General features: G+C 67.7%; 18 protein-coding genes and 4 pseudogenes. 8 read left to right on the top strand and 14 right to left on the bottom strand.

What is annotated here, in order from left to right; all coding sequences use genetic code 11:
• Positions 1–100: pseudogene (locus tag PV679_RS08465) on the bottom strand (IS481 family transposase); the annotation flags it as partial.
• 215 nt (positions 101–315) lie between these two features.
• Between PV679_RS08465 and PV679_RS08470 the strand changes: the two are divergent.
• Positions 316–873, top strand: a complete 558-nt coding sequence (locus tag PV679_RS08470) for a hypothetical protein (protein ID WP_319679464.1) — start codon at positions 316–318, stop codon at positions 871–873.
• Positions 874–884: 11 nt separating this feature from the next.
• On the opposite strand, the gene PV679_RS08475 is transcribed toward PV679_RS08470, so the two are convergent.
• The 4 genes from PV679_RS08475 to PV679_RS08490 are packed head-to-tail and all read right to left on the bottom strand — an operon-like array spanning position 885 to position 5,221.
• A complete protein-coding gene (locus PV679_RS08475) occupies positions 885–1,595 on the bottom strand; it encodes a hypothetical protein (protein ID WP_319679465.1) in 711 nt (236 codons plus the stop codon).
• 44 nt (positions 1,596–1,639) lie between these two features.
• Positions 1,640–3,988 (bottom strand): tyrosine-type recombinase/integrase, encoded by a 2,349-nt coding sequence (locus PV679_RS08480; RefSeq protein WP_319679466.1) that lies wholly within the window; start codon positions 3,986–3,988, stop codon positions 1,640–1,642.
• Complete coding sequence (locus PV679_RS08485; protein ID WP_319679467.1) at positions 3,988–4,731, bottom strand: site-specific integrase; 744 nt, start codon at positions 4,729–4,731, stop codon at positions 3,988–3,990. Before PV679_RS08485 ends, PV679_RS08480 begins: the two co-directional genes overlap by 1 nt.
• A complete protein-coding gene (locus PV679_RS08490) occupies positions 4,712–5,221 on the bottom strand; it encodes a site-specific integrase (protein ID WP_319679468.1) in 510 nt (169 codons plus the stop codon). The genes PV679_RS08485 and PV679_RS08490 overlap by 20 nt, the downstream gene beginning before the upstream one ends.
• 120 nt (positions 5,222–5,341) lie before the next feature.
• On the opposite strand from PV679_RS08490, the gene PV679_RS08495 reads away from it, so the two are divergent.
• From PV679_RS08495 to PV679_RS08505, 3 genes are all read left to right on the top strand, one after another.
• Positions 5,342–6,415, top strand: a complete 1,074-nt coding sequence (locus PV679_RS08495; RefSeq protein WP_319679469.1) for a Mu transposase domain-containing protein — start codon at positions 5,342–5,344, stop codon at positions 6,413–6,415.
• Positions 6,412–7,236 carry an IS21-like element helper ATPase IstB gene (gene istB, locus PV679_RS08500; protein WP_319679470.1) on the top strand — a complete coding sequence of 275 codons (825 nt, stop codon included), beginning with the start codon at positions 6,412–6,414 and terminating at the stop codon, positions 7,234–7,236. The genes PV679_RS08495 and istB overlap by 4 nt, the downstream gene beginning before the upstream one ends.
• A gap of 129 nt (positions 7,237–7,365) precedes the next feature.
• On the top strand, positions 7,366–8,010 hold the full coding sequence (locus PV679_RS08505; RefSeq protein ID WP_319679471.1) for a class I SAM-dependent methyltransferase: 645 nt from the start codon (positions 7,366–7,368) through the stop codon (positions 8,008–8,010).
• 547 nt (positions 8,011–8,557) lie between these two features.
• Here PV679_RS08505 and PV679_RS08510 read toward each other — a convergent pair.
• From PV679_RS08510 to PV679_RS08520, 3 pseudogenes are all read right to left on the bottom strand, one after another.
• Positions 8,558–8,740: pseudogene (locus PV679_RS08510) on the bottom strand (helix-turn-helix domain-containing protein); the annotation flags it as partial.
• A 118-nt stretch (positions 8,741–8,858) separates the two neighbouring features.
• Positions 8,859–9,074: pseudogene (locus tag PV679_RS08515) on the bottom strand (transposase); the annotation flags it as partial.
• Positions 9,075–9,145: 71 nt separating this feature from the next.
• Positions 9,146–9,352: pseudogene (locus PV679_RS08520) on the bottom strand (hypothetical protein); the annotation flags it as partial.
• Between the two features lie 244 nt (positions 9,353–9,596).
• Here PV679_RS08520 and PV679_RS08525 point away from each other — a divergent pair.
• The gene (locus PV679_RS08525) at positions 9,597–10,004 is read left to right on the top strand and encodes a nuclear transport factor 2 family protein (RefSeq protein WP_319679472.1); all 408 of its coding nucleotides are present in this window, start codon (positions 9,597–9,599) and stop codon (positions 10,002–10,004) included.
• Between the two features lie 81 nt (positions 10,005–10,085).
• Entirely contained in the window at positions 10,086–10,691 is a 606-nt protein-coding gene (locus tag PV679_RS08530; protein ID WP_319679473.1) for a TetR family transcriptional regulator, read from the top strand.
• 140 nt (positions 10,692–10,831) lie between these two features.
• Here PV679_RS08530 and PV679_RS08535 read toward each other — a convergent pair whose 3' ends face one another.
• The 3 genes from PV679_RS08535 to PV679_RS08545 all read right to left on the bottom strand — a co-directional run bounded on the left by PV679_RS08535 (position 10,832) and on the right by PV679_RS08545 (position 13,806).
• Positions 10,832–12,361 (bottom strand): UDP-N-acetylglucosamine 1-carboxyvinyltransferase, encoded by a 1,530-nt coding sequence (locus PV679_RS08535; protein ID WP_319679474.1) that lies wholly within the window; start codon positions 12,359–12,361, stop codon positions 10,832–10,834.
• Positions 12,362–12,561: 200 nt separating this feature from the next.
• On the bottom strand, positions 12,562–12,765 hold the full coding sequence (locus PV679_RS08540) for a DUF4236 domain-containing protein (RefSeq protein WP_319679475.1): 204 nt from the start codon (positions 12,763–12,765) through the stop codon (positions 12,562–12,564).
• A gap of 261 nt (positions 12,766–13,026) precedes the next feature.
• Complete coding sequence (locus PV679_RS08545) at positions 13,027–13,806, bottom strand: SDR family NAD(P)-dependent oxidoreductase (protein WP_319679476.1); 780 nt, start codon at positions 13,804–13,806, stop codon at positions 13,027–13,029.
• A 379-nt stretch (positions 13,807–14,185) separates the two neighbouring features.
• On the opposite strand from PV679_RS08545, the gene PV679_RS08550 reads away from it, so the two are divergent.
• Positions 14,186–15,202 (top strand): aminoglycoside phosphotransferase family protein, encoded by a 1,017-nt coding sequence (locus tag PV679_RS08550; RefSeq protein WP_319679477.1) that lies wholly within the window; start codon positions 14,186–14,188, stop codon positions 15,200–15,202.
• 290 nt (positions 15,203–15,492) lie between these two features.
• Positions 15,493–18,207, top strand: a complete 2,715-nt coding sequence (gene acnA, locus PV679_RS08555) for an aconitate hydratase AcnA (protein ID WP_319679478.1) — start codon at positions 15,493–15,495, stop codon at positions 18,205–18,207.
• Positions 18,208–18,475: 268 nt separating this feature from the next.
• On the opposite strand, the gene PV679_RS08560 is transcribed toward acnA, so the two are convergent.
• The 3 genes from PV679_RS08560 to PV679_RS08570 all read right to left on the bottom strand — a co-directional run bounded on the left by PV679_RS08560 (position 18,476) and on the right by PV679_RS08570 (position 23,386).
• Positions 18,476–19,144 (bottom strand): DsbA family oxidoreductase, encoded by a 669-nt coding sequence (locus PV679_RS08560; protein ID WP_319679479.1) that lies wholly within the window; start codon positions 19,142–19,144, stop codon positions 18,476–18,478.
• Positions 19,141–19,320, bottom strand: coding sequence for a hypothetical protein (locus PV679_RS08565; RefSeq protein ID WP_319679480.1), 180 nt, complete (start codon positions 19,318–19,320; stop codon positions 19,141–19,143). Before PV679_RS08565 ends, PV679_RS08560 begins: the two co-directional genes overlap by 4 nt.
• A gap of 226 nt (positions 19,321–19,546) precedes the next feature.
• Positions 19,547–23,386 carry a GH92 family glycosyl hydrolase gene (locus tag PV679_RS08570; protein WP_319679481.1) on the bottom strand — a complete coding sequence of 1,280 codons (3,840 nt, stop codon included), beginning with the start codon at positions 23,384–23,386 and terminating at the stop codon, positions 19,547–19,549.
• Positions 23,387–23,730 lie beyond the last annotated feature (344 nt).

The following is a 23,730-nucleotide window of genomic DNA, read 5'->3' on the forward strand; positions in this document are numbered from 1 at the left end:
CGATGCGGGCGGGGCCCCAGCGGCGCAGGACGCGGACCTTGATGATTCTGCGTTCGGTGCGGGTCGGGGTCCGGCGGGGGCTGTGGTGGGGGCGCGAGGTGTTTGTGACAGGTTCCGTTGGCCCCACCTCGGCACTCTGGTCTGGCCCCAGTTGACCGACATTTGATTTGGCTCCACCTGTGCCGCTCTGTGTCGACATGCCCTCGTCCGAGTGAATGGTCTGCGCTGTCTGCCCGATCCCGACAGGGTGTGTCCGTCGTTCACGGTCATGTCGGAGGCCGTGCTGTTGGTCATGGCCGTGTCGGGAGGCCGGATTTGCGTCTGTCGCGTGTCGAGTTGTTCGAAAACATCCGTCGGGACGTGCGTCTCGATCCGCAGATCTCGCTGAGGACGTTGGCGACGAAGTACGGCGTCCACCGCCGGACCGTGCGGCAGGCGATGGCATCGGCGATCCCGCCGCCGCGCAAGTCCGGCCAGCGGCAGTTCCGCATCCTGGACCCGGCCATTCACTGGATCGACGCGATGCTGCGGGCCGACCTGAAGGCGCCGCGGAAGCAGAAACACACCGTTGAGCGGATCCACAAGTGCCTGGCCGACGAGCACGACTTCGACGCGGCGTCGTACTCGACGCTGCGCAACTACGTCCGCAAGCGGCGGCCCGAGATCGTGGCGGAGGACCGTGAGGGCCGCCAGCATTTGGAGGGAATGGTGCCCCAGGACCACCTGCCCGGCGAGGAGGCCGAGGTCGATTTCGCGGACGTGTGGGTGCGGGTGGCCGGCGAGGCGGTCAAATGTCACCTGTTCACGCTGCGGCTGTCGCACTCGGGCAAGGCCGTCCACCGGGTGTTTCTCTGCACTATCGAGGGTGCCTGAGCGGATCCCGGTCAGAGCGCGATCGGGAGCTCCTCGATCCAGCAGTCGACTGACTTCGCGGTGATCACGGCCTGGGCGTCATCGGCGTCGGCTCTGGTCAGGAAGACACCCGCTCCGGTGACGTCGGGTCCCTCGGGGCGGATCATCCGTGTCATGACGACGTAGACGTGGCGGTGACGCTCTCGTCGGATCATGGCGTTCTCTTCAGCCGACAGTGCCTCGATGAGTTCTTGGGCCGAGGCGATGTTGAGGCCGGCATCGACTCCGGAAAGAGGCTGGCTGGGCCAGATGATCGGCCTAGCGGGGTAGAAGTTGTTGAAGAAGCTCTGCTGAGTGCGGCCGAGCACTCCTTCTGTCCAGCCGACGGCCATGGCAACCACGTAGTCGGAATCGCCTTGGCTCTCCAGAACGAAGACGCGATCGTCCCGGCCGAAGGACATGCTGGCGTGGTCGGCCTTGACCTGCTCGCTCTCGGCCTCGGTCGCGCATCTGATCGCCAAACCGCGGTAGTCGGTACTGATCTTCACCACGGCGGCGGGCTTGAACAGCAGGTCAATCGTCGTCTCGGGCTCGCCAGCTTCGTCGGGTTGCCCGACACTCCGCATCAGGAGCTGACTGTGGCTCGCCGTGTAGGCCAAGAGGTGGAACCTGCGCTCACTGCGAAAGAGCTCCTTGCCGGGGATAAGCTGGTGATCGCGGTTGAGCCAGGTGCTGTCCGTCATGGGCATACGATCTCTGTCCCGCCCATGCTGGTCAATGTGATTGTTCAGCTGAGGGAACCGGCTCGGTTCTCTCCCTGCCCTGCTTGTGCCCTTAGGCGTTCGGCCTGCTGCTTCTTGACGGCGATGTGCCGTAGGCTCTCCTGCAGTCCGGCGACCTCACCGAGCCACTGCATCCGCTGGGCCTCCCCGAGGCGCTCGCGAGTGTTGGCTTCGATCTCCAGCAGCCGGGGCTCCTGGGCCAGGTCCAGGCGGAGCATGGGGCACCTGACGCAGGCGTTTTCATGCTGGCAAGGGGTCCCATAGGGCCGGTCGCAGGTGCCGAGGGCGACCTTGCGGAGGCTGAAGTGGTCACGGAAATCCTGCCACTCCGTGTCGCTGGGCTCGCGGTATTCCTCGCTGGGACGGTGGGTCCGGCGCTGGTCGACGAACTGCCGGTAGTGGCGGATGACCTCCTCGGGATAGACCGCGACGTAAGCCTGAGTGGTGTTGAGATCGAGATGGCCGAGGAGCTTCGCGGCGATGTGGATCGGCAGGCCGCCATTGACCGTCTCGGTCGAGAAGATTCTGCGGAAGTCGTGCGGGGTGAATCTCAGCGGTGTGCCGTCGACGTCGACGATGCCGGCCCGCAGCGCATGGTCGGTGAGGAGCTCGCGGATCCGGTTGGGGGAGATGACCTGCAGCCGGTGCTGGGAGGCGCACTGGAACAGGTGTGGCATCGGTGGGCCGAAGACCCGTTCGTAGCCGTCGTACCGAGTCAGCAGTGGCACCCGTTCGCCGGTGCCCTTGATGCGGCGAATGATCCGGGCGAGGACCGCGACCAGGTCCGGGTCGGCGGGGATGACGCGCTCGCGGTCGGTCTTGGACGGGCTGATCTGCAGCAGCGGGACTGTCTCGCCGGTCGGCGCCTGGTACTGACGCAGGCTCAGGTGGGTGAGCTCCAGGAGCTCCTCGATCCTGGCCCCGGTGCGTCGCAGGACCTCGATGATCGCCCAGGTCCAAAACGCGTTGTTCTCCTCGCATTCGGCATCGAATCGGGGGCCAGACTCGTCGACAGGGGCGAGGAACAATGCAGTGGGGCGCCAGTTGCTGCCGTCGCGGCCGGTGCGTCGATAGCGCGAGCCCTCGACGGTGAACTCCTCTCCTGGTGCCGCCGAGCGGGCTGCCTGCAGCAGGAGCGTGGCGCGTTGGAGTCGGGCCTCGGCAGCGCGGACGAGTTGTGGCAGGACGGGGACCAGGGTGCGGGTACGCTGCTGCATCCGTGCCTGCCGGTGCCGGGTCTCCTTGATGTAGCCGCGGATGTCGGCCTCGCTGATCGGGCAGGGTGCGGCCCAGGCCGCCCAGCGGGCCGGGTCTTCCATCGACCACTGCGAGAGGTCCAGGTAGAAGGAGCGGACGGCCAGGAACACGGCGTGGGCGGTGCGGCGTGGGCGCCCGTCGGGCAGGACCCGGACGCGTTGCTTCCATGCCTGGGCCACCTCGTCGGGCAGATTGAGCGAGGAGATCGCGGGGTGGTGGCGTTGCAGGTCGCCCCAGAACAGGTCGGCCAGCATCTGGGCGTGGTTGACCAGGGAGCCGTAGTCCAGGACGGCGGATCGCTCGGCGATGTAGTGGACGAGCACGTCGCGGACCGCGCGGTTGGCGATCGGGTGGCGGTCGATCAGCTCGGCGGGGGTGAGCTGGCCGCGGGCCTGGGCCTCGCGCAGGGTCGGTGGCGAGTCCTTGAGACCGCCGACGGCGTGAAGGATGTCGTAGGCAAGGGGCAGGGCCGTCACCGTGCGGCCGTTGGCCCGACGGGCCCGGGCGTAGTCGGTGAGGTCCTCCAGGTTGAAGGCCAGCAGGTCCTTGCCGGTGACGATGCTCATGCGGGTGAGCACGTTCAGGGCCTCGGTCGCGTGCTCCTCGCAGCGCTGTCCGCCGGCGCGCTGTGTGAGTTCGGCGAACAGCGACGGCTGGTTGTGGCGACGGTACGCGTCGTAGACGCCCAGGAGGCGGCTGCCGAAGAGCCAACCGTAGGAGGGCCGGATCGCCTGGAGGACGATCAAGGTGCCCAGACCGGCGGTGAACCGCGACCGGGTGCCCGCGCTGAGCCCCTGCGGTCCCCAGCCCGAGCCAAGGTCGTCGGCACCGCTCAGCAGCCATCGGTCCTGCCAGGTGTCGGCGGGGAATCCCTCCAGCCAGTCGAAGATGCGCGTCAATGAGAGCTGTTGGCGCCACAGGTTGCGGACGGTCGGCTCGCTCAACAAGCTCTCGGCCAGGTGGGCCAGTTCATCGCGATGCGCGGTCTCCCGTCCGCTGCCACAGGTCGTGCTCCTCGGTTCGGGCAGCGCGGCGGTGAGGAGGGCGGGGTCGCGTGGGCTGACCGGCGTGCGGGCGACGCGCCCGTGCCGGGTCATCAGCGGTTCCCGAAGACGTCGGCGAGGTCGTCCGGGTCATATGTCCAGCCGGTCAGCGGCCGCGGCGGCGGCTTGGGGCGCGTGTAGTGCTCGTGGACCTTGGTGATGACCTCGTCGATCCTGGGCCGCAGGTAGGTGCTGGTCGTGGTGATGCGCCGGTGGCGCATCACCTGCTGGGCATCGACCAGGGTGATGGCCGGGTCTTCGATCAGGCGCAGACACAGGGTGTGCCGCAGGTCGTGCAGCGTGATGTTCGCCCCGATCCGGGCGTTGATCCGGTTGAGTACCGCTCGCAGGGCGGTGTAGGTCAGCGGGCGCGTCGGTCCGCGCAGGGTCCACCACACCGGCTCGTCCGGGGCGGGCCGATGGCCGTCCTGGGCCAGGTCGCCGAGGTAGAGGGCCAGCCAGGCGAAGGCTTCCGGGGAGGCCGGGCATGCTTCCTTCGCCCCGCCCAGGCCCTTGGTCTGCACATAGATCCGGCCCTCGCCCGGGTGGATGTCGCCGATCGTCATACCCAGCATCTCGGCGGCTCGTGCGCCGCTGGACAAGAACATGGAGAACAGTGCCCGGTCGCGGTGGCAGCCCAGGGAGGTGAACAGGTCCTCGACGACATCGTTGGGGACAGCGCGGGGCTCGCGGTCGACCTGCTTCTGCCGGTAGGCGCCCCGACGGTGCAGTCGGAACGGCTCCAACGGGTTGTGATGCGCCTCCAGCCGGCGCCCGTCACGGGACTGCGGTGGCACAGGAGAGACCAGAGGACCCTGCCCAGTCTGCAGATGGTGGTCGTAGAACGCCGCCAGCACCGACACGGCGTGGTTGATGGTTGCCGAGGCATAGCCCGACCCTCAGGTACGGCTTGCCGGTGCGCGCGTTCAGCGATCCCGGAGCGGGCGCGTCCGGGCGGCGCCGGTCCCGCGCCGGGTTGTGGCACGTTCGCAGCCACAGGACGAAGTCGCGTACGTCCGCACGCTTCGCACGGCTCCATTCAATGTCCACCGCGGCGAGGAACCGGAACCAGCGCAGCAGGTCAAAGGCGTAGGAGCGGCAGGAGGCCGGAGTGTTGCCGCAGGCCAGCAACTCCCGCAGGAACTCGCTTGCCGGCTTGATCGCCCGCCCCGCGCCGTCGAGCACTACCCAGGGCAGCGTGGCGGCAGTGGTCGCCTCCACCCTGCCCACCCGGGCCACCACCAGGCCGGACACCTCGCGTTCGGCTATCACCACACGGTGATCCATCGCGCCTCCGTCTCATCGGGAACATCCCGAACGGAGACTCCTCGCCCTCACCATGCCGACACGTAGGACACGCCGATAGTGCGGTCAACGGGTCTCGCTTCGCAGGCCCAGGAGTCGTTCATGGAGGGCCATGTCGAGGCTTTCCGGGCGCTGGGCGGTGTCCCGACCAGGCATATCCGTTACGACAACCTCAAGCCCGCAGTCCGGCAGGTCTGCACCGGCCGCAACCGGGTCGAGTCCGAGCGGTGGACCACTTTCCGCTCGCACTACGGGTTCGACGCGTTCTACTGCATTCCCGGCGAGGAAGGCGCCCACGAGAAAGGCGGGGTCGAGCAGGAGGGCGGTCGTTTCCGCCGGGCCCACCTGGTCCCGGTTCCCGACGTTCCCTCGCTGGAGGAGCTGAACGGCCGGCTCGCCATCATCGACGAGGCGGAGGACGAACGGATCCTGCGCGGGAAACTGACCTCGATCGGCTTCAACTTCCTTATCGAGTCAGAGGAGTTGGCTCCGCTGCCGTCCGAGGACTTCGAGTGCGGGCTGACGCTGAAGGTCGACCGGACCAGCCGGATCAGTGTCCGCCAGTGCCACTACTCGGTGCCGGCCCGCTTCATCGGAGAACGGGTACGCGTTCTTCTGCGGGGCAACGAACTGTTGGTCTTCGAGCGGCGGAACGTCGTCGCCCGTCATCCGCGGCTGACCCAACGCTATGGATATCGCGACGTGCTGGATCACTACCTGGAGATCTTGCTGGTCAAGCCCGGCGCCATGGCCGGGTCGACTGCGCTGGCCGCCGCGCGGGCCGAGGGCACCTTCACGGCCGTCCATGAGGCGTTCTGGGCTTCCGCCCTCAAAACGCATGGGGACGCGGCCGGCACCCGGGTTCTGATCGAGGTTCTGCTGCTGCACCGGCGGATGCCCGCCGATGCGGTCCTGGCCGGCATCAAGGCGGCGATCAAGGCGGGGTCGATCAGCCCGGACGTGGTGGCCATTGAGGCCCGCAAGGCCGAGTCCACCACCCTGATTCCCGAGCCGGAGGACGACGAGAACGATCCTCCGCCCTGGGCGGACATTCCCGGCGGACAGTTGCTGTCGCTTCCCGCCCGCCGGGCCGAACTGCCCCAGGACAACCGTCCCCCGCCGTCGGTGGACGTCTATGACCAGCTGCTGACCCGCCTTCCGAAAGGTTCCGCATGAACGACAACACCGCCCTCTTCGACGTCGGTCAGCGGGTTCCGGGGCAACGCAAGGACTCCAACGCCCAGGGCGCCGTCGAAACGGTGATCGACGAAGCCTGTCGGACCCTGCACTTGCCCACGATCCGCTCCCGCTTCGAGGACATCGCGGCCACCGCGCTGAAGGAGCGGTCCAGCTACAAGGACTTCCTGGCCGATCTGCTGGAGGCTGAGTGCCACCAGCGCGAGGAGCGGAAGAAGACCCGGCTGGTCAGGGAGGCGAACTTCCCCCGCCCTAAGCGGCTGGAGGACTTCGAGTTCGAGAAGAACCCGAACGTCACCCCAGAGCAGGTCAGCACCCTGGCCGACCCGGCCTGGGTGAAGGCGGGCCTGCCGCTGTGTCTGATCGGTGACTCCGGCACCGGCAAGTCGCACCTGCTGATCGGGATCGGAACGGCGATCGCCGAGGCGGGCATGAAGGTCTGCTACACGACCACGGCGAACCTGGTGAACGAGCTGGCCGAGGCAGCCGACGAAAAGAAACTTGGCCGCACCCTCGCCCGCTACGGACGCGTTGACCTGCTGTGTCTGGACGAGTTCGGTTATCTCGATCTCGACAAGCCCGGCGCGAAGCTGCTGTTCCAGGTGTTCACCGAACGCGAGGAACGACGCGCGATCGCCATCGCCTCGAACGCCCCGTTCTCGGAGTGGAAGCAGACGTTCACCGACCCCCGGCTCTGCGCCGCGATCGTGGACCGGGTCACCTTCAACGCGCACATCATCGAGACCGGTACCGACAGCTTCCGCTTCAAGAAGACCCAGGAGAAGCACCGCAAGTCCTGACCCCCACGCGTTCAGAAACTGTCCCGTCTCGAAGGACCTGGTCTCCGTCTCAAGTGACCTGGTCTGGTTCGTCGTTGATCTCAGTTGATCTGGTTCGTCATCCTGATCGCTGGACTACTCTGTCGAGCCATGAACGCGGAACGCTGGTTGGCAGACACCCGGACCTCCTACGACACGGTCGCGGTCAGCTATGCCGACCAGCTACGCGAGGCTCTGGCCGGGTCGCCGTATCTTCGGGCGGCTCTGGCGCTGTTCGCCGACTTGGTACACGCCGCTGGTGGTGGACCGGTGGCGGACGTGGGCTGCGGACCTGGGCACGTCACCGCTCACCTGCACGAGCTGGGTGTGGACGCTTTCGGCATCGACCTTTCATCCGTGATGATCGACGTGGCTCGGCGTGACCACCCTGGTCTGCGGTTCGAGGTGGGCTCGATGACCGACCTCGACCTCGCCGGTGCTTCAGTTGTCGGCCTGCTCGCATTCTGGTCGTTGATTCACATCCCTGACGAAGCAGTGCCCACGGTCTTCGGCCACTTCCGGCGCGTGTTGAGTCCCGGCGGACCACTGCTGCTCGGCTTTCACGTCGGCGACGAGTCGAGGCTGAAGACGCAGGGCTACGGCGGTCACCCGGTGAACGTCCACGTTCACCGCCGCCAGCCTGACCAAGTGGCGGCCTGGCTACGCGATGCCGGGTTCACCGTCGAGGCCCACATGCTGATCGACCCCGACGAGAGCGTTCCAGGTGCGGTCCTCTTCGCACGCCGTCAGTCCTAGCCACGCCAGCGGTCCGGTTGCGGCCGCCGGCACAGCGAAGTCGGACCACATCAACTGAGACAGCCTCCGGCATCCGCTCGCCCGGGACCACATCACTTGAGATTCCTGGCTTCCCCACGTCTCAACTGAACCGGTCGCCGCAGGTCAGCGACCCGACTCGGAACCAGATCATTTGAGACCGGACAGAAACCGAGGCCGGCACCCCTCACGGGGCGTCGGCCTCGGCCCAGTTGGGCCCGCACCGTTCTCCGCCGGTCGTGCCAATGCCCGCCCTCGTCGTCCACCGCGGACCGGAGAGTCCGTCGGTCCCAGATCGAACACGGGTCGAGATCCGCGGTTTACCTGTCGGGGGCTCGTCGTCCAACAGATCCGATGCGTTTCACGCTACCGCTCCGACCCCGCCCAACCACCAGGGAACCCACTCGTTCGGGGTGGGGCCAAACAACTTGTCGGACCCAGGTTGACGACCTCCACACGACCCTCAACGAACCGCCGGTGGGGCCAACTTCAATGTCGAAGTGGGGCCAATTGAAGTTGTCACAAACAGCGAGGAATGGTCGGCCATGCCCGCCTCGCCCAGCTCGCGATAGCGGGCGGCCCAGCGCTGGGCCGTGGTCGGCGAGACCTGGAAGCGTTCGGCCGCCCGCCGCAGGGGCCATCGGTCCTCGACCACGCAACGGGCCAGGCGCAGACGACCGGTCTCGGTCAGGGGTGCATTACGGTGGGGCATGAGGGCCTTCTGATCGTTCGGTGGAGATGTCGCAATCCACACCGAACCCGGAAGGCCCTCACTCGTTCAAGATCACCCAGCCGTGATTGCTGTCACCAACCTCCGTGGACAGAACACCTAGCCGCCGCCAGGCCGTCGCCCCGCTGCAGCCCGTCCGCTCCGCCGGTACGTCCCGCGAGCTGACGCCCTTACGTAGGACGTACACGATCCCACGCAGTGCAGCCCTGTCATCCGCCGGCAGCCGCCCCGGATAGCGATAGCGACGCACGGGACGGGGAGGCAGCAGCGGGGCGACACGTTGCCACAGGTCATCAGGCACAAGATCCTCTGGCACGGCAGCACTCTCCCGCCAGACCGCTTCAACTGCCGAGCCCCTCAACCGATCTCCTTCTGAATCGATCAGTAAGTCCAGCCCGTGGGTGCCAGCAGCTCCTTCGCAGCGGGGTCGGTCAGCTCGGCCCAGGTGGAGAACAGCCGGACGTGGGACCAACCGCGTACCGCGGCGGCGGCCGGGCCCTGCTCCAGGACCAGCGGGGTCAGGCCGCGCTCGACCAGGTGGGCGGCTGCGGCGAGCCCGGTGCCGTCGCGGGGATTTCCTGCACCGCGCCGCATCGCGTGGTGATGCGGCACGGTGGCCGGCCTGTAGCTGGACTCCCCGGCCGGCACAACCGCCGGCGCACCAGCCGGAGTTCGGTCAGCACCATCACGACGGCGCTCTGCGCGGCGGGCCGGCCCGGCGCCCGGCGCCTTGACGCCGCGCTGCGTTTGGCGTTTTGAGGACTGCCGCCTACATTAGTAAGTAGGTAGTTACTTATTCGCGGTACGACTCACTCAGTCAAGCAAGGAGCGGAACGGCATGGCGACGGCCGAGGAAAACAAGAATGTGGTGCTGGCCTTCTTCGACGGGGTGGGGTCCGGCAACGACCCCAGCGCCCTGCTGGCCGACGATCTGACCTACCGGATCGCTGGTCGGCCGGAGCAGTTTCCGCTGGCCGGAACCCACTCCAAGGAAGGGTTCGGCCAGGTGATGTCCGTCATTGGGGCGAACATGCCCAACGGGGTGAAGGTGAAAATCAACAACGTTGTTGCCGAGGGTGACCAAGTTGTGCTTGAGACGGAGGTTCATGGGGTCTCCGCCACCGGCAAGGTGTACGACAACAGGGTGGTCGTCGTGACCACGGTGCGCGACGGCAAGCTGGTATCGGTGCACGAGTATCTCGACACCATCCACGCCAACGAGGTGCTGGCCGAGAACGTAGCCTGACCCGTGTAAAACACCGTCGGCTGCGGCGTTGACCCGCGTCGCACCCGACGGGCAGGTGTGAGTCAAGTAGGAGCGTGTGGCATGACCCAGAGGCAGGACATCGGCCGGGCGACCCGGGATGCCGCCGACACCCGCCGTCGCATCCTGGAAGCTGCCACCGAGGAGTTCGCCGCTGTGGGACTGTCCGGCGGGCGCATCGCGCGCATTGCCGACAAGGCACAGGCCAACCAGCGCATGATCTATGCCTACTACGACAATAAGGACGGTCTGTTCAACGCCGTTCTGGAGCATCACGTCCTGCGCGCCCAAGACGCCGTGACCCTCGACGCGACCAACCTGCCCGACTACGCCAGGCAGGTCTTCGACTTCTACCGAGCAAACCCCCACTTCGTCCGGCTCCTGTTGTGGCAGCACCTCGAACGCCCCGACCTCACCAACTCGCTGGTCCCAGTGCGGCGGGCCGTTGCCGACAAGATCAAGGCCATCGAACGTGCCCAAGCCGCCGGACGCGTAAGCAGTCAACTCGGCGCGCAACAGCTCCTCGACCACATCTCCGCGCTCACCCTGGGGAACATCGCCGGCCACCCGAACGACTGGACAGAGGAAGAACGCGAAGCCCTCACCCATAGCGTGACCCTGCTCGCAACACCGTCGGCCGCTCCGGAAACGACTACCCCAGCTCCTTGACCAGCGGAGTATCAAGGCGCCAACAGCTCCTTGATCGACCAGTGACCTTGGGTGGCTTCCGAGAAGTCCCAGAGATGCCGCCGCACGCCTGTCTGGCTCGCTAAGTAGCAGGTCAGACGGGATGCGGCGGCATCCGCGTATCAGATGTCGCGGAAGATCTCGATCTGGGCGCCCACCGAGTTCAGGCGCTCCGCCAGGTCCTCGTAACCGCGGTTGATGACATAGACGTTGCGCAGTACGGACGTACCTTCCGCCGCCATCATCGCCAGCAGGACGACCACCGCGGGACGCAGCGCCGGCGGGCACATCATCTCGGCCGCGCGCCAGCGGGTCGGGCCCTCCACCAGGACGCGGTGCGGGTCGAGGAGCTGAAGCCGGCCGCCGAGGCGGTTGAGGTCCGTCAGATAGATGGCGCGGTTGTCGTAGACCCAGTCATGGATCAGAGTCTGGCCCTGGGCCACCGCCGCGATGGCCGCGAAGAACGGCACATTGTCGATGTTCAGTCCCGGGAACGGCATCGGGTGGATCTTGTCGATCGGCGCCTCCAGCTTGGAGGGCCGTACGGTCAGGTCCACCAGCCGCGTACGCCCGTTGTCGGCCGAGTACTCGGTGGTGCGGTCGTGGTCGAGTCCCATCTCCTCCAGCACCGCCAGCTCGATCTCCAGGAACTCGATCGGGACCCGGCGGATCGTCAGCTCGGACTCGGTGACCACGGCGGCGGCGATCAGGCTCATCGCCTCGACCGGGTCCTCGGAAGGGGAGTAGTCCACATCCACGTCGATGGACGGCACGCCGTGCACGGTCAGGGTGGTCGTCCCGATGCCGTCGACCTGTACGCCCAGCGCCTCCAGGAAGAAGCAGAGGTCCTGGACCATGTAGTTGGACGAGGCGTTGCGGATGACGGTCGTACCGTCATGGCGCGCGGCGGCCAGCAGCGCGTTCTCGGTGACGGTGTCGCCGCGCTCGGTCAGTACGATCGGCCGGCCGGGCGAGACCGAGCGGTCCACCTGCGCGTGGTAGAGGCCCTCGGTCGCCGCGATGTCCAGACCGAAGCGGCGGAGCGCGATCATGTGGGGCTCGATGGTGCGCGTCCCGAGGTCGCAGCCGCCCGCGTACGGGAGCCGGAAGTTGTCCAGGCGGTGCAGCAGCGGGCCGAGGAACATGATGATGGAGCGGGTGCGGATCGCCGCCTCCGCGTCGATCGCCTCCATGTCCAGCTCGGCGGGCGGCACGATCTCCAGGTCCACACCGTCGTTGATCCAGCGGGTGCGCACGCCGATGGAGTTCAGGACCTCCAGAAGGCGGAAGACCTCCTCGATGCGCGCCACTCGGCGCAGCACCGTACGGCCCTTGTTGAGCAGCGAGCCGCACAGCAGTGCGACGCACGCGTTCTTGCTCGTCTTGACATCGATGGAACCGGAGAGCCGGCGGCCGCCGACCACCCGCAGATGCATGGGCCCGGCGTAGCCGAGCGACACGATCTCACTGTCGAGCGCCTCACCGATGCGCGCGATCATCTCAAGGCTGATGTTCTGGTTACCGCGCTCAATGCGGTTCACGGCGCTCTGGCTGGTGGCCAGAGCCTCGGCAAGTTGCGTCTGTGTCCAGCCCCGGTGCTGACGGGCGTCGCGGATGAGCTTGCCGATGCGTACGAGGTAGTCGTCTGCCATAGGGGCAGGTTATCTCAGATGTGAGATAGGGGCCGAGCTGGGATATGCCGTCCGGGTGACGGCCACCCGGGTGGCCGCCGAGGGCGGCCACCCATGCTCCGATCTTCTGCGCCAGGAGCCGGCCCGGCAACCGTTGCGCCGCCGTACGGGTGCCCGGTGACCTGCGAGATCGCCTGCTCAGTGGCCGGTGCGGTCACCGCTCAGTGACCGCGCCGCTTGCTCGTCGTCTTGCGCCAGCCGAACGGACCCGGCAGGTCCATGGACGTCGTCCGCCGCCCCGTACTGCTGGACGTGTGCCTCGGACCGTGCTTGCCGCCACCGGTGGTGATGGACCAGGAGTGACGGTTGATGTTCAGCCGCACCCCCGGCAGGATGGTGAAACTCTTACGGAATGTGATCGCCATCTGTGCCTCCTCTGTCAGAGGTACGGGTTTCCGCTGAACACCGATACATGTCTGCGCGCCGGCGGCCGTGGCGCGTGCGCGGCCGGTGAACCGCCGTTCCGTGACCGGGGAGTCTGTCCCGGAGGTCGTCGCCAGTCGTGGCGCAAAGGTCGTGGCGCAAAGGTCGTCGCCGGTCGTGGCGCGGAGGTCGTCGCGCCGGGATCGCCGCCGGCGAAGGGAGTCCGGCCGGTCTCTCAGGGACCGCGATCCGAGGCATCGCGCTCAGTGGACGGAGAATCCGCCGTCGACGCAGATCGACTGTCCGGTGACGTAACCGGAGGCGCGGCTCGCCAGGAAGACCGCCGCGCCGGCGAAGTCCTCGGCCAGACCGTTCCGCCCGGCCATCGTGCGTGCGGCCAGCGCGGCCACCTTCTCCGGGTCGGACGACAGGCGCTCGTTGAGAGGCGTCATCACAAACCCCGGCACCAGCGTGTTGCAGGTGACTCCGTACGGCGACCACGCCTCGGCCTGGGAACGGGCCAGCGACTCCAGCGCTCCCTTGGAGACACCGTAGGCACCGCTCCGGACGAACGCCCGATGCGCCTGCTGGGAGGTGATGTGAATGATCCGCCCGAAGCCGCGTTCGGCCATGCCGGGCCCGAACCGCTGTCCCAGCAGATACGGCGCCTCCAGGTTCACCGCCATCGTGGTGTCCCACACGTCCTCGTCCAACTCGTCCATCGGCGGACGCAGATTGACCCCGGCGCAGTTGACGAGGATGTCCGGCTCTCCGAACGCCTCGACCGCGCCTTCGGCCGCCGCGCGTGAGCCGTCGCGGGTGCTCAGATCGGCGCTCACCCAGGCCGTCCGGCAGCCGTGGCTCGCGAGTTCACCGGCCGTGGCGGCCAGCTCCGCCTCCTTGCGCGCCACCATCACCACACGCGCGCCCGCGCGTGCGAGAGCCCCGGCGACGGCCCGGCCGATGCCGGAACTCCCGCCGGTCACCACGGCGGTCCGGTCCTCCAGCGAGAACAGTTCGGACAGGTACGCTTGCGAGGTCATGCGCGCACACTACTGCGGTGGTGTGGACCTGCTGCTTGTGAGCCCTGACGCATGCCCGGCTTCGTGAGAACCCGTTGACGGTGTTCCGGAAAGTCCGAAGGCCAGGCCGCCGAGCCCGCGAAGTCGAATGCGGTGGCATTGACCGGGACGGTCGCGGCGGAGGCGGTTGCCGAAGCGCCCCAGCCCCGAAGCGCCCCAGCCCCGAAGCGCCCCAGCCCCGAAGCGCCCCAGCCCCGAAGCGCCCCAGCCCCGAAGCGCCCCAGCCCCGAAGCGCCCAAGGCCCGAAGCATCCAAGGCCCCCAAGCCCCGAAGTCCCGCGAACGCATCGCCGGAAGTCCTTGTCCCGACACCGTCCCTTCTGATGAGGAGTCAATTGTCCATGCCGACCAGCGACGCGTCCTGGGGTACGCCCGCACCTCTTCCCTCACACACCGGCAGCAGGCGCATTTCCTGGAGCAGCCTGCCGCGGTCCGTGGCGGCCGGTATCGAGGGCCTGCTCCAGGGCGCGGTGACCACGGCCATCAGCCAGCAAGGCGGTTTCTCCGACGGCCTCGCGGTCCGGCTGGAACTGTCCGACGGCCGCAAGGCGTTCGCCAAGGCCGTCGACACGGTGGCCGCTCCCGCCGTCGGAGAGTTCCATCGCCGTGAGATCGCGGTGGCCGGCGGGCTGCCGTCCGGAGTGCCCGCACCACGGCTGCTGGGATCCTTCGACGACGGCGAGTGGGTGGCACTGGTCTTCGAGGACATCGACGGCGCGCTTCCCGCGCAGCCGTGGCGCGAGGCCGAACTGCGGCGGGTCCTGGACGCCGTCACCGACCTGGCGGAAGGACTCACACCGGCACCGCCGCGCGACCTGGCCTATCCCGCGCCACGACTCGGCGGCTGGCGGCGGCTGGCGGACAATCCGCGGGCGCTGAGAAAGCTGACCGAGATCTCACCACGGACCGCCGACGAGCTGGAAGCACATCTGTCCCTGGAGGCTCATCTCGCCGAGGCGACCGCCGGAGAGACACTCACCCACGGCGACCTGTATCCGTTCAACATCCTGCTCACAGCCGACCGCGTCGTCGTCGTGGACTGGCCGCACGCCTGGGCCGGACCTCGCCACGCCGATCTGGTCATGCTGCTCGGCAGCGTGGCGCTCTCCGGTATCGATCCGGAACCCTTCGCGGCGCGTCATCCGCTGCTGACCGGCGTCGAGCGCGACGCCGTCGATGTCCTCATCTCGGCGCAGGCGGGTTTTCTGCTGGCCGCGGCCTGCTCCATGGATTCCACCGGAGACCCACGGCTGGCGCGCATGATGACGGGGCTCGGCCTGGCCTCCCTGCGCTGGCTGTCCGTACGCCACGACGGCACCGGAGCCGGTCGGGGTGGTGCTCCGGCCGGCGGACGATGACGTTCCTTCCGGCCGGGCGGCCGACTTCCGTCCCCGGCGTCACGCGGGACACGGCTGTCCCACCCAGCGCGCGCTTTCCGGCCCTCGTGGAACAGAACAAGCGCGCGGGCCTGGACATGACCGCGCAGGGGTCATGTACTAGAGTTATCTCGACATCGAGATATCTGCGAAGGCGTACCGCGGCCGCCACTCGGTAAGGGTTACCTAACTAAGCCTTACCTTAGCGCATCGACGACGAGTCGTGACGGCAAGATCGCGGTAGTACGCGCACATTGATGAAGGAGACTGTCGTGTCGGCGAACAGCTTCGACGCCCGCAGCACGCTGCGCGTGGGCGACGAGTCGTACGAGATCTTCAAGCTGGACAAGGTCGAGGGCTCCGCGCGCCTCCCTTACAGCCTGAAGGTGCTGCTGGAGAACCTGCTCCGCACCGAGGACGGCGCGAACATCACCGCCGACCACATCCGCGCCGTCGGCGGCTGGGACTCCCAGGCGCAGCCGAGCCAGGAGATCCAGTTCACCCCGGCCCGCGTGATCATGCAGGACTTCACCGGTGTGCCGTGTGTCGTGGACCTCGCGACCATGCGTGAGGCCGTGAAGGAGCTGGGCGGCGACCCGGCCAAGATCAACCCGCTGGCCCCGGCCGAGCTGGTCATCGACCACTCCGTCATCGCCGACAAGTTCGGCACGCCGGAGGCCTTCACGCAGAACGTGGAGCTGGAGTACGGCCGCAACAAGGAGCGTTACCAGTTCCTGCGCTGGGGCCAGACCGCCTTCGACGAGTTCAAGGTCGTCCCGCCCGGCACCGGCATCGTCCACCAGGTGAACATCGAGCACCTCGCCCGGACGGTCATGGTCCGCAACGGCCAGGCGTACCCGGACACTCTCGTCGGCACCGACTCGCACACCACGATGGTCAACGGCCTCGGTGTGCTGGGCTGGGGCGTCGGCGGCATCGAGGCCGAGGCCGCGATGCTCGGTCAGCCCGTCTCGATGCTCATCCCGCGCGTCGTCGGCTTCAAGCTGACCGGCGAGCTGCCCGCCGGCACCACCGCCACCGACCTGGTCCTCACGATCACCGAGATGCTGCGCAAGCACGGCGTCGTCGGCAAGTTCGTCGAGTTCTACGGTGAGGGCGTCGCCGCGACCTCTCTCGCGAACCGCGCCACCATCGGCAATATGTCGCCGGAGTTCGGCTCGACCGCCGCGATCTTCCCGATCGACGACGAGACGCTGAAGTACCTGCGCCTGACCGGCCGCAGCGACCAGCAGGTCGCCCTGGTCGAGGCGTACGCCAAGGAGCAGGGCCTCTGGCTCGACCCGGCCGCCGAGCCCGACTTCTCCGAGAAGCTGGAGCTCGACCTCTCCACGGTCGTCCCGTCCATCGCCGGCCCGAAGCGCCCGCAGGACCGCATTATCCTGGCCGAGGCCAAGCAGAAGTTCGCGCAGGACGTCCGCAACTACGTCAGCGACGACGAGGAGGCGGGCAAGGAGTCCTTCCCGGCCTCCGACGCTCCCGCCTCCGCCAACGGCGTGCCGACCCGTCCGACCACCGTCACGGCTCCCGACGGCTCGACGTACGAGATCGACCACGGTGCCGTTACCGTCGCCGCGATCACCTCCTGCACCAACACCTCGAACCCGTATGTCATGGTCGCCGCCGCGCTGGTGGCCAAGAAGGCGGTGGAGAAGGGACTGACCCGCAAGCCGTGGGTCAAGACCACGCTGGCCCCGGGCTCCAAGGTCGTCACCGACTACTTCGACAAGGCGGGCCTCACTCCGTACCTCGACAAGGTCGGCTTCAACCTCGTCGGCTACGGCTGCACCACCTGCATCGGCAACTCGGGACCGCTGCCGGAGGAGGTCTCCAAGGCCGTCAACGAGCACGACCTGGCCGTCACCTCGGTGCTCTCCGGCAACCGTAACTTCGAGGGCCGGATCAACCCGGACGTCAAGATGAACTACCTGGCGTCTCCGCCGCTGGTCGTCGCGTACGCCCTCGCGGGCTCCATGAAGGTGGACATCACCAAGGACGCCCTCGGCATCGACCAGGACGGCAAGCCGGTCTACCTCAAGGACATCTGGCCCACCGAGGCCGAGGTCAACGATGTCGTGGCCAACGCCATCGGCGAGGACATGTTCAACAAGTCCTACCGGGACGTCTTCGCGGGCGACGCCCAGTGGCAGGCGCTGCCGATCCCCACCGGCAACACCTTCGAGTGGGACCCGCAGTCCACCTACGTCCGTAAGCCCCCGTACTTCGAGGGCATGACGATGGAGACCACTCCGGTCGCCGACATCACCGGCGCCCGGGTGCTCGCCAAGCTGGGCGACTCGGTCACCACCGACCACATCTCCCCGGCCGGCGCGATCAAGGCCGACACTCCGGCCGGCAAGTACCTCACGGAGCACGGTGTCGAGCGCCGTGACTTCAACTCGTACGGTTCCCGTCGTGGCAACCACGAGGTCATGATCCGTGGCACCTTCGCCAACATCCGCCTGCGCAACCAGATCGCGCCGGGCACCGAGGGCGGCTACACCCGCGACTTCACCGTCGAGGACGGCCCGGTCTCCTTCATCTACGACGCCTCCCAGAACTACCAGGCCGCCGGCACGCCGCTGGTCGTCCTGGCGGGCAAGGAGTACGGCTCCGGCTCGTCCCGCGACTGGGCCGCGAAGGGCACCGCGCTGCTCGGTGTGAAGGCCGTCATCGCCGAGTCGTACGAGCGCATCCACCGCTCGAACCTGATCGGCATGGGCGTGCTTCCGCTCCAGTACCCGGAGGGCGCCTCGGCGCAGTCCCTGGGCCTGACCGGCGAGGAGGCCTTCTCCTTCACCGGTGTGACGGAGCTGAACAACGGCACCACGCCGCGCACGGTCAAGGTCACCACGGACACCGGTGTGGAGTTCGACGCGGTGGTCCGCATCGACACGCCCGGTGAGGCGGACTACTACCGCAACGGCGGCATCATGCAGTACGTGCTGCGCAGCCTGATCCGCAAGTAGCCTGACCGCTCACACGGTTGAGGGCCGTATCCCGCGTCGCGCGGGGTACGGCCCTTCGGTGTTTTCGCGCGCCGTGTCTCCCGGCGCGCGTCCGACGGCCCGGTCCGGTCCGGTGGCGGCGCGGCGCGTGACGCGCGCCGCTCGCGCGCTCGGCCGGATCTGGTGGCACGGCGGCTACAGCCGCCCGGCGGAGGACTGACCGCCTGCCTCCGCCCGGAGAGCCGGCACCGCCGGGCGTGACACCGCCGGTGCTCCCGGAAAAATCAGATCAGCGGGTCGCCGCGCCCGAGTGGTGGTGCGCCTGGCGCAGCGCGGACAGAAATGTCTCGACGGGCTGCGCGCCCGAGACGCCGTACGCACGGTCCAGTACGAAGAACGGCACGCCGGTCGCCCCGAGTGTCCGGGCCTCGCGGATGTCCGCCGCGACATCCGCCGCGTACTCGTCGCCTGCCAGGACCCGCCGCGCCTCGTCGGCGGGGACACCGACCTCGGCGCCCAGCCGGACAAGCGTCTCCGTGTCGCCGAGGGACTCACCCTCGGTCAACTGGGCGCTCAGAAGCCGCTCGTGCATCTCCGCGCCGAGGCCGTGCGCCTTGGCGAGCTGGGCCAGCCGGTGGGCGTCGAAGGTGTTGGCCATGGTGGCCCGGTCGAAGTCGTACACCAGGCCCTCCTGCTCGGCCAGCGCCGCCACCTGCGCGGTCATCGCGCGCACCTGCGCCGTCGAACCGCCGGTCTTCTCGGCGAGGGCCTCGTACACCGGCCGTCCCGGGCCCTTGGGATACGCCGGGTCGAGCTGGAAGCTGCGCCACACCACCTCGACCTCGTCGGCGTGCTCGAACCCGGCGAGGGCCTTCTCCAGCCGCCGCTTGCCGATGTAGCACCAGGGGCACACCACGTCGGACCACACCTCGACCCGTATGGAGGTCTTCTCGCTCACAGCAGGCAGCTTCCGTCGGCGCAGGCCGGGGCATCCGTGGAACCAAGCGACACCAGTACGGACGCGGCGGAGGCCGGTATCACGGCGGGCGGCTCGCCGGTCGTGAGGTCCGGCGGCGGTGCCGCCTCCTCCCGGACAGGGCCTGGTGCCGGCATCGCCGGTGAGGGTGCGCTCATCGAGACCTCCATTGGTTACTTCTTGTGCGTGACCCCATCCTGCGGCAGCCCGAACGGAACCGGAAGGAGGCACTTTGATGTCAGCCACGCACATGGATGTGCCCAAGACCCTCACGGTGACCGACGACCGCCCGGTCCGTGAGGTGTCCCGACACGAGGCCGCCGTCGCGAAAAAGCCGAAAGGGCCACCGGCGCGCGCCGATGGCCCCTTCAGCGACCGGGCGGCCTACCTGAGCAGTTCCACCTCCGCCAGTGCCGACGGTTCCGTGCTCACCAGGCGGTACGTGGCGTACGTGCCCGGCCTGGCCACCGTGAAGACCCGGGTCTGCTTGTCCCAGGCGAAGGACTGGCCGGACCGGGTGTCCAGCGTCTTCCAGGCCGAGCCGTCGGCGGAGCCCTGGAGCACCCAGCCGCTCGGCGCCCGGTCCGCCGCCGATGACGTCAGCGTGTACTGGACGGCGCGGGTCGCCGAAGCGACCGGCAGGTCCACCGACTCGACGGGCGCCTCCGTGCGGGAGGAGTTGTCGAAGAGCGGGCCCGACGCGGTCAGCGCGTCGGCGCGAGGCGCCGGGACCTGGTCGTCCTTGGTGATCGAGACCGGCGCCGCGTCCTTGCCGGTGCCCCAGGACGACGGCTTGGAGCCCATCGCGAACTCCAGCGTGCCGCCGCGTTCGAGCAGGTCGTGCGGGAGCGCCGTGGAGTTCCAGGACTTGCCGTTGACCTTCAGCCCCTGGACATAGATGTTCTTGGCGCTGTTCTTCGGCGCCTTGACGACCAGCTTGCGGCCGTTCTCCAGACGCACCGTCGCTTTGGTGAAGAGCGGTGAGCCGATCGCGTACTCACCACTGCCCATCACCAGCGGATAGAAGCCGAGCGCGGAGAAGAGGTACCAGCCGGACTGCTCGCCGTTGTCCTCGTCGCCGTGGTAGCCCTGGCCGATCTCGCTGCCGGTGTAGAGACGGGAGAGGACCTCGCGGACCTTCTCCTGGGTCTTCCAGGGCTGCGAGGCCGCGTCGTACATGTACGCGACATGGTGGGCGACCTGGTTGGAATGGCCGTACATGCCCATCCGTACGTCGCGCGCCTCGGTCATCTCATGGATGATCCCGCCGTACGAACCGGCGAACTCGGACGAGGCCGTCTCGGGCGTCGAGAAGTAGGTGTCCAGCTTCTCCGCGAGACCCGACCGGCCGCCGTAGAGGTTGGCGAGGCCGCGGCTGTCCTGGACCGCGGTGAACGCGTATCCCCATCCGTTCGTCTCGGTGTAGTCGTAGCCCCATACGCGCGGGTCGTACTGGTCCGAAGGAACCCGCCAGTCGCCCGCCAGATTCCGGCCCTGGAAGAAGCCGGCCTTCGAGTCGAAGAGCGAGACGTAGTTCTGCGCGCGGTTGAGGAAGTACTCCGACTCCTCCTTGTAGCGCTCCTTCTTGGTCTTCTTGTAGAGCGCCTGGCCCATCTTCGCCAGGCCGTAGTCGTTGAGATAGCCCTCCAGCGACCAGGACAGGCCCTCATGGGTCTCGGTGGAGGCATAGCCGGTGAAGGGCGAGGTCTCCATGCCCTTGCGGCCGACTCCCGAACTGGGCGGCGCCACCGTCGCGTTCTTCAGCGCGGCCTCGTACGCCGCCTCCGCGTCGAAGTCGACGCCCTTGACATAGGCGTCGGCGAAGGCCACGTCCGAGCTGGTGCCGGTCATCAGGTCGGCGTAGCCCGGCGAGGACCAGCGGGAGATCCAGCCGCCGTCCTTGTACTGCTGCACAAAGCCGTCAACCAGCTTGCCCGCCTTCTTCGGAGTGAGGAAGGAGTAGGCCGGCCAGGTGGTCCGGTAGGTGTCCCAGAAGCCGTTGTTGACGTACATCTCGCCGTCGACGATCTTCGCACCCGTCCGTGTCGGGGTGTCAGGACCGGTCGCCGGCGAGAACGGGCTCGCGTACTGCTGCTTCGGGCGGGACTTCGAACCGGTGTTCTCGAAACCGGAGTTGGGATACAGGTAGAGCCGGTAGAGGCTGGAGTAGAGCGTGGTGAGCTGGTCGTGGTCCGCGCCCTCGACCTCCACCTTGCCCAGCAGGTCGTCCCACGCCGTCCGCGCCTGGTTCTGGACCTGGTCGAAGCGGCGGGAGGCCGGGATCTCGTCGGCGAGGTTCTTCTTCGCCTGGTCGACGCTGATCAGCGAGGTCGCCACGCGCAGCGTGACGGTCCTGTCCTTGCCGGCGTCGAAGCGGAGATATCCCGTGACATCCTCACCGCCGCCGCCGGTGAGCCTGCCGCTCGCCGTGACGGACGCGTCGAAGACGCCGTATACGAAAAGTCGCGTCGCTCCCGTCGAAAGACCGCTCTTGACGTCCGAGAAACCGGTGAAGGAACGGCTCTCCGGATCGAGGGTCAGCCCGCCGGCGTTCGAGATGTTGTCGAATATGACGCTCGCGTCCTCACCCGGATAGGTGAAGCGCATCATCGCCGCATGGTCGGTCGGGGCCATCTCGGCCTTGAGACCGTTCTCGAACGTCACACCGTAGTAGTGCGGCTTCGCGGTCTCGTTCTCGTGCTTGAAGGGCAGTGCCCGTTCCGTACGGGAGGCGTCGGGCGTACCCGTGGCGACCGACGGCATCACCTGGAAGGTCTGCCGGTCGCCCATCCAGGGACTCGGCTCATGGCTGGCGCTGAACGCCTGCAGCGTCGGCAGGTTGTCGGCGTTGTTGGCGCGGGAGTACTCGTACAGCCAGCTGTCGGAACCGGCGTTGGTCACCGGCGTCCAGAAGTTGAAGCCGTTCGGGACCGCCGTGGCCGGGAAGGTGTTGCCGCGTGAGAAGGAGCCGCTGGAGTTGGTGCCGCGGACGGTGGACGCGTAGTCCGCGAGATGCGCGAGCCGCTTCTCCGGTGCCTTCGGCGCCAGACTGATGTCGTCGATCCAGCCCTGGAAACTCGCGGGCCCCTTCGGCGAGTCGTACGCCACCAGGATCCGGTCGACGGTCTTGCCGGCCGCGACCGAACCGATCCGGGAGTCGACCTGATTCCACTGGTTGACATAGAGCTGCTTGGCCGCGCCCTGGCCCTGCGGGGTCAGCAGCCCGCCGTGGGAGTCGACGGCCTTCAGATCGCTCAGATAGGTGCCGTCGGTGAAGGCGAGATCGACCGAGACGTTGGTGGCCGGGTAGTTCAGATCCGTCTCCGGGAGGGAGGGATAGATCCGGTACGAGAGCGCGGTGTCGCGCCGCACGGCCGTGTTCACGTCGAAGACCTTGTTGTACGAGTACGCGCGCCCGTCCGGCTTGTGCGTACCGGCGTACTTCAGCGCCTTCTTGCCGGTGAATCCGACGCTGGACTTGGCGGTGGGAGAGCCGGCCGGGCCGCGGTCCACCTGGGTGCGCATGTCCTGCGGAGCCGGTGCTCCCGTGTCACCGTTCGAGAACTGGACATCGGCCAACTGGGTCGCGTCCGTACCGCCGTTGTTCGCGGTGATGTCCAGCCGGTAGTGCTGGTAGGCGGTGGAATCGGAGATGTCGTAGGACTTGGTCTGGAAGCGCTCCCCGAAGGTCTCGCCCTTCCTGGTGTCCAGGTCCTTCCACTCCTTGCCGTCGGCGGAGCCCTGGAGCGTCCAGTCCCTGGGGTCGCGTTCCGCGTGATCGTTCGCCGAAGTCAGCGCGTACGTCACGACCTTGACCGGTTCGTCCAGGTCGAACTCGATCCAGGCGGTCCGCTCGAACGCCAGCCACTTCGTGGCCGACTGGACATCGACCAGATTCTCCTTGGTCTCGCCACCGCCCGTGTTCTCGTCGCTCGCGCGCAGATCCACGACCTTGTCGGTGACATTGCCCGGAATTCCGGCGGTGAAGCCGCCATCGACACCGGATGCCCGCTTGTCGCCGCCGGGCCCCACTTCGACGGTGTTGCGCCAGTCCGGCTGAGGTTCGTCTTCCTCGAAAGAGGAGGTGAATTCCTTTTCCGCCGGGCGCGGTTGGCTGGGCTGTGCTATAGCGGCGGACTGGGCGGTCACGACAAGCAGCGAGGCGGCCGCCACCAGGGCGGCCGTATGCCATTGTCTGCGCCGGGCGCCGGTTCTCTGCTGCATACGAGCCATTCCTCCTGCGTAATCAGTTGGACAACGTTGTCAAACGTGAGCGCAGGGTCCAGTAGGAAGCAAGTGTGCAGTGGTGTCAAGGGTGTTGGAGAGGTGTGAGTGCCAGAATCGGTCATTCCGGAGAGACCGAGGCGGTCGAATGAGTACACACCGGCTCAGATATCCGCGAGGTCTCAACTAGGGAAAGACTGCCGTCCAAACCTGCTTTCGATCTTGCTCAGTTGACGGGAAGTGGACTATACCTGTCGGCGTCAGCCCCTGGCGTTTACCGCGGCGGCGGACCGGGGGGCAGGGACGGCGGGGAGGGCTCTGCCCGCTCTCCGCCGGCTCCATTC

The sequence above is a fragment of the Streptomyces sp. AK02-01A genome (genome assembly GCF_033795305.1).
GTDB lineage: Bacteria > Actinomycetota > Actinomycetes > Streptomycetales > Streptomycetaceae > Streptomyces.

Coding starts and splice junctions, on each gene's coding strand:
- PV679_RS08475 (WP_319679465.1), bottom strand. CDS start 1,595: ATGACGGACAGCACCTGGCTCAACCGCGATCACCAGCTTATCCCCGGC.
- PV679_RS08480 (WP_319679466.1), bottom strand. CDS start 3,988: ATGACCCGGCACGGGCGCGTCGCCCGCACGCCGGTCAGCCCACGCGAC.
- PV679_RS08490 (WP_319679468.1), bottom strand. CDS start 5,221: ATGGATCACCGTGTGGTGATAGCCGAACGCGAGGTGTCCGGCCTGGTG.
- PV679_RS08495 (WP_319679469.1), top strand. CDS start 5,342: ATGGAGGGCCATGTCGAGGCTTTCCGGGCGCTGGGCGGTGTCCCGACC.
- istB (WP_319679470.1), top strand. CDS start 6,412: ATGAACGACAACACCGCCCTCTTCGACGTCGGTCAGCGGGTTCCGGGG.
- PV679_RS08505 (WP_319679471.1), top strand. CDS start 7,366: ATGAACGCGGAACGCTGGTTGGCAGACACCCGGACCTCCTACGACACG.
- PV679_RS08525 (WP_319679472.1), top strand. CDS start 9,597: ATGGCGACGGCCGAGGAAAACAAGAATGTGGTGCTGGCCTTCTTCGAC.
- PV679_RS08530 (WP_319679473.1), top strand. CDS start 10,086: ATGACCCAGAGGCAGGACATCGGCCGGGCGACCCGGGATGCCGCCGAC.
- PV679_RS08535 (WP_319679474.1), bottom strand. CDS start 12,361: ATGGCAGACGACTACCTCGTACGCATCGGCAAGCTCATCCGCGACGCC.
- PV679_RS08540 (WP_319679475.1), bottom strand. CDS start 12,765: ATGGCGATCACATTCCGTAAGAGTTTCACCATCCTGCCGGGGGTGCGG.
- PV679_RS08545 (WP_319679476.1), bottom strand. CDS start 13,806: ATGACCTCGCAAGCGTACCTGTCCGAACTGTTCTCGCTGGAGGACCGG.
- PV679_RS08550 (WP_319679477.1), top strand. CDS start 14,186: ATGCCGACCAGCGACGCGTCCTGGGGTACGCCCGCACCTCTTCCCTCA.
- PV679_RS08565 (WP_319679480.1), bottom strand. CDS start 19,320: ATGAGCGCACCCTCACCGGCGATGCCGGCACCAGGCCCTGTCCGGGAG.
- PV679_RS08570 (WP_319679481.1), bottom strand. CDS start 23,386: ATGCAGCAGAGAACCGGCGCCCGGCGCAGACAATGGCATACGGCCGCC.